Here is a 5427-nt window from a genome sequence, read left to right on the forward strand (position 1 = left end):
TCTGCGCGGTCAGGTAATGTTAGAATCATGAGAACTCGGTAACGGTTGTAGGTTTGTATGTTTGGCGACTGATCAGATCGCTCAAACGGTACCGAGTTCCCTTCTTTTTCTACAAACCAGTGATCTATATTTAGGAACAGTTATTTAGCTTGACCGCCAGTTCATCTTCGGAGTAACTCTGACTAAAAACGGTTACATCATGCTCAGTAAGGAGCTTAAAACACTCTAAGCTTTTGACCACATCCTGATAGGCATCCAAAACGGTAATATTCAATTTACACTCCTTGTTCAATGAGTACTCAACATATCACTGCGATATCATCACTGCCATGATTCGTTTGACTATCTATATCTAACCTGCGAAAAATAACACCTTCTATTTTCTCATAAGGTGCTGTTTTTACTTGCCACTTTAAAGTAATACAGCCAAAGTAGCGGCAGATAGTTCAACAGCAAATTTCAGCGTCATGTTTAATAAATACCATCATTTGGCTTCCGAGCAAACCAAAGGCGTTTCAGCGTCCGTCTTATCCTCTTTGCTGTTTGCAACCATCCCTGCTTATGTCCAACTGCAACCAGAAATGGCTACGAGTTTAATCTCTGGAGGAGAGAGCCACTGGCTAGCGGTTCAGCGAATCATTTGGAGCACGCTGTTGTTTGCACTATTGCTGTTATTTACCAAGCGATTGCCACTGCTTATCTCGGCATTAAAAGCACGAAACATGTGGTTAAATTACTTGTTATCCGCTGTTTTAGTGGCACCTCAATATTGGCTATTTGTCTGGGCTCCAGCAAATGGCGAAACGCTTAACCTCGCTCTCGGCTACTTTACACTGCCGATAGTCATGGTGTTGATTGGGCGGTTTGTCTATAAAGAGAGCCTCACACGTCTGCAAAAAGTCGCCTGTTTATTTGCTCTATTTGGCACTATCTGGGCATATGCTCTCTCTTCTGGCGTCTCGTGGGTAGTTATGGTTGTCGCTCTTGGATACCCGTTTTACTTTATCAATCGAAAATCTATCCAGCTTCCCGCAGATATCGGTCTGGCGGTAGACCACATCATCTTGTTTCCGTTTGCCATGCTAGCGATGTTCTATCTCTATCCAGCACAATACATCACTGAATTGCCAACCACTACGCATCTCTACTACTTCGGTTTAGCGGCGGTTTCTGTAACACCGATGTTGCTCTACCTCTATGCCTACACTAAGCTTCCAGTGTCTCTTTTTGGCCTGCTTGGCTATGTTGAACCAACCTTTATCTTTATCGTAGGTTTATTGATTGGCAGCACCATAACCCTGCAAGAAGTTCCCACTTACTTGTTTATTATGTGCGCCTTAATCGCCTTGATTACGGACAGTCACAAACGGCTGAAAAATATTCGGATAAAACGGTAATAGTGTAGAACGCATCTATTGCGTATTCACAACACCATCACCCGCAACGCGATCAAAAGTTCGCCAAGCTATGAATCCTATCTAACCACTCACTCAATTGCAGACGATTGCTGCGTGATATAGAAAGTCTCGATTTTCGCGCCGGCCTTTACAAAATCCACCGACAGGGTATAGAAACCTTTCTCCAACTGAACTTTAAGACCATCAACCGACACGAGGTGGCCTTGTGTACCATGGATTGAAAAACTCATACTGAACTGATCATTTATCGCAAGGCTACAGGAAGATTGAGCCGTAGAATCCCGTTCATAACTCATAACAGCTTGGCACTGGTATACCCCCTCCGTTTTCACCTCAATATCAAACGATACGTTGACTGAGGTATTAAGCGTGATTGCACCGTCAGTCATATAAACCCGATCAGTGCCCGTTATCTTTCGAGCAATAAACGGCTTTATTGGCTGATACGCCTGCAAGGGTCTCGCCATCGCTGGCGTATCCAAGATAAAACGACAGATATTCACCGCGCTGCGTTGCAGTTCCGCCAGTGTCAACCTTCCTGACTCGATGGCTTCCAAGGTGTCATCCTGCATTGCGTTGTTTTCAGCGCCATCATTCTCGACCACCATATAAAGGTCGTTCTGCGCCTTGAGCATATGTGAAGTGAAGGTTTTAGCTTCAACACCACCAGAAATCGGATCGTTCATCTTAGCCCACCAGTCTGTCATCACAATACCGCAGAAACCCCATTCGTTTCGTAATAGTGTGGTGTTCAGATCGTAATTGGACGCCGCCCAGTGACCGTTGACCGGATTATATGAGGTCATGATCGTGCTTGCCTTACCCTGCTTAACCGCCATTTCAAACGGTTTAACGTGCACTTCACGTATTGCTCGTTGCGATATGATGCTGTCCACATCTACCCTTGCGGTTTCTTGATCGTTGGCAGCATAGTGTTTTATGGTTCCTGATACACCAGCCCGGCTCAAACCTCGAGTTTGAGCCGATGCGATCATTCCAGTCAAATACGGGTCTTCAGAGAAATACTCGAAGTTACGCCCATTTAGTGGATGACGATGAATATTGATGCCTGGACCAAGTAGCGTATCAATATGATTTGCGCTTAACTCTTGACCAATCAGGTAAAACAGTTGTTCATTTAGTTCGTTGTTCCAAGTACATCCCAACAAAGTACCAATCGGTACCTGAGTCGCTTTATGACCACTATCCATACGAATACCAGAAGGTCCATCCGCTGCTGCGGCAATAGGTATACCAAGATGAAACAGGCTGGCCGAAACACCACCAAACGCAGCAGCGGTTCCTGGTGTCACCTTAGGACTGCACATACCTTCGCCACGTACCATAGTCGCCATTTGCTCCACCGTCATCTGAGCAACAAATGCCTCCAGACTTGCCTGTCCAGATTTGACATCAGCTAACTTCACGCCAACATCGCCGGTGTATTTAAGTTCATCCGGCATATTGGTTGAGATTCGGGCTGCCATATCGACTGTACGTTGTGGAACAGATTCAAAGCCGAGCTGAAAACAGCCCCGCTCGTCCGGACTTGTTGGCTTCATTCGCTCAAATGGCAATATCGGCGCACAAGCTTCCTGTAAGCGTTCAGTGACAAATAGTTCCTCCAGAGAAAAACACGCGTCTAGTGGTTTAGCTTGACGAACGCTACCACCAAGATAAAAGTTGTACTCCCCTGCTTCGAGTAGGTAACAGTTTCTGTTGCCAGTGACACCACTATCGTCATAACTGGCCAGTTGAGAGAGAGGAAGGCTAATCGTCATTAGTTGAGATTGTTTGGCTGCCAGTTTACGAGTTTTAGCAAACGCAACCAGTGTTCGTCTTGGCTTACCTAATAAGCCTTGTGGAGCCTCTACATAGAGCTGAACAACCTCTTTACCCGCATGGACTGGCCCCGTATTAGTTACTTCAATCTCGAACAGTAGCTGAGTCTCTGAACCTTGTCCTTCAACACGATATCCAACCAACACTTGCGTGAAGTCACTGTAGGACAGACCAGCACCGAATTCGAACTGTACTTTCTCAGGTGCGAACGTTTCGAAGTAGCGATAACCAACATAGATGTCTTCCTGGTAAACGTTACGCGTTCGATCACCGAAGTTACGTGTCGATGGATAGTCCTCAATACGGTAGGCGATGGTATCGCTCAGTCGACCACTTGGTGATTCAGCACCCGACAGTACATCGGCCAGTGCATCACCTGCCTCCATACCAGCCGCCCAGCTATACATCACCGCTCTGATGGACTGACACCCTTGAATCGTCTCCAGCCATGACATATCGATGATGTTGGTCACGTTCATCACCACAATCACGCACTCAAAATGACGACAGACGAAAGTGATCATTTGCTGTTCGAGCTCGGTTAAACGGTAACTGCCTGCTAAGTCTTGATTGTCCTGGTCTTCACCCGCAGTACGACCAATAAAGACAATCGCTTTGTTCGATTGTTGCGCCGCCGTTCGCACCAGCTCATCATTGAGTGGCATTTCCTGTTGGAACCAAGGTTCAGCGGCCCAGCCACCACCACCATCGTCAAATGGATGGTCTGCAACCCAGTTACGATAAAGCTGCGCTAATTCTTGGTTGTATGAGATCGCAGGATTGGAGGCGATCCCATCCAACGCACTGATCGCATACGGAACATTCACAGCCCCACCTGAACCTGTTCCACTGCGATACGTATTGATTTGGCAACGACCAAACAGGGAGACCGTGTCCTGCACCATCAGCGGCAAAGCTTGCTGTTCATTTTTGAGTAATACGATACCTTCGGTTGCAGCCTGACGGCTAACCGGAACCAAATTCATTTGAGCTTGTGTTATTTGACTGTTTTGCATAATCAACCACATGTTAAGTTTGGGATGTCACTTTTGGGTCTCTGCTCTGAACGACCCACTGTGTTTCTGATAACAAAAATAGTATGCTGATTGAATTCGCTAATCTCCCAATATAGCGACACAAAAAAGGAAAATAGCGACATGACTACTCGATATCGTCTACGCTCACATCAGCGTCATCAACACCTGAATTTCGCTTTTGTCGATGGAGACCACCAAACCGACTTCGCACTTCACAAACACGACTTTTCAGAGCTGTTTCTGGTTTTAGAAGGGAGTGGTAAACACTTGGTTGCTGACTTCGAATATCCGTTAAGTGTTGGAGATGTGTTTGTCATTAATGGTGAAACTGAGCATGGCTTTAAAGACGTTAGCGGACTAAAACTGATCAATCTGATGTTTGACGCTTCAGCCCCCTTCTTTGAACAACCCTCTATGCGCGTTCTTGCTGGCTACCAAACACTATTTAAGATAGAACCTTTAGCGAGACAGACCTCAGAATACAGTGCCAAGTTGACTCTCAATCAATCTCAACTCACTACTGTCCAACAAATGTTGGAGTCGATACGATCCGAATACCAAGTCGCGCCACCGGGTTTTGAAGTAATGATCAGTAGCTTAATGCAGCAACTGATTATTACCTTGGCAAGAATCTACGCTCAGCAGCAACAAGACGCACCAAAAACAACGTTAGCGCTGAGTCGGGCTATGGTGTTTATCGAACAAAACTATACCCGCAGCGAGCTCACTCCGGAGCAGATCGCGCAAGCGGCTTTTATTAGTCAGCGCCAGTTAGAAAGGTTGTTTAAACACTATTTAGACACTTCGCCCAATCACTATGTCCGCCAACTCCAGTTAAGTTACGCACATAACCTGATTGTTGAAGAGAAACTCACTTCCGTGCAGACAATATCAGAGTCGTGCGGGTTCAGTGACAGTAACTACTTTTCTAAATGCTACAAGCAGCGTTACTTGACGACCCCAAGAGAAGAAATAAAAAAAGGTTCATCGCGGATAAGCGGGAACTCAAAACAAAAACGGTAGAAAGTGATAGAGTTTTATCGCCAAACAAAACCTACACAAACTACCGTTTTCATGCCGAATAATACTTTCCTATTGTCATTCTGGGAAGGCTTTCAGATCGTAAAGTC

General features: G+C 45.8%; 4 protein-coding genes. 2 read left to right on the forward strand and 2 right to left on the reverse strand.

The features are described 5' to 3' along the window. Nucleotides 1-130 precede the first annotated feature (130 nt). Nucleotides 131-274 carry a hypothetical protein gene (locus tag QTN95_RS19570; protein WP_331418673.1) on the reverse strand — a complete coding sequence of 48 codons (144 nt, stop codon included), beginning with the start codon at nucleotides 272-274 and terminating at the stop codon, nucleotides 131-133. A 193-nt stretch (nucleotides 275-467) separates the two neighbouring features. Between QTN95_RS19570 and rarD the strand changes: the two genes are divergently transcribed. Next, nucleotides 468-1397: an EamA family transporter RarD gene (gene rarD / locus QTN95_RS19575; RefSeq protein ID WP_331418674.1), complete on the forward strand. Its 930-nt coding sequence runs from the start codon at nucleotides 468-470 to the stop codon at nucleotides 1395-1397. An 89-nt stretch (nucleotides 1398-1486) separates the two neighbouring features. Here rarD and QTN95_RS19580 read toward each other — a convergent pair whose 3' ends face one another. After that, complete coding sequence (locus QTN95_RS19580; protein ID WP_331418676.1) at nucleotides 1487-4276, reverse strand: glycoside hydrolase family 3 protein; 2790 nt, start codon at nucleotides 4274-4276, stop codon at nucleotides 1487-1489. A gap of 141 nt (nucleotides 4277-4417) precedes the next feature. Here QTN95_RS19580 and QTN95_RS19585 point away from each other — a divergent pair, with 141 nt between their 5' ends. Then, the gene (locus QTN95_RS19585; protein ID WP_331418677.1) at nucleotides 4418-5320 is read left to right on the forward strand and encodes a helix-turn-helix domain-containing protein; all 903 of its coding nucleotides are present in this window, start codon (nucleotides 4418-4420) and stop codon (nucleotides 5318-5320) included. Nucleotides 5321-5427: the final 107 nt, after the last annotated feature.

The organism is Vibrio sp. M260112, assembly GCF_036533775.1.
In the GTDB taxonomy this organism is placed as follows: Bacteria; Pseudomonadota; Gammaproteobacteria; order Enterobacterales; family Vibrionaceae; genus Vibrio.

Excerpts from the sequence above, each read along its gene's own strand:
- QTN95_RS19585 (WP_331418677.1), top strand. The coding sequence starts at position 4,418 with ATGACTACTCGATATCGTCTACGCTCACATCAGCGTCATCAACACCTG.
- QTN95_RS19580 (WP_331418676.1), bottom strand. The coding sequence starts at position 4,276 with ATGCAAAACAGTCAAATAACACAAGCTCAAATGAATTTGGTTCCGGTT.
- rarD (WP_331418674.1), top strand. The coding sequence starts at position 468 with ATGTTTAATAAATACCATCATTTGGCTTCCGAGCAAACCAAAGGCGTT.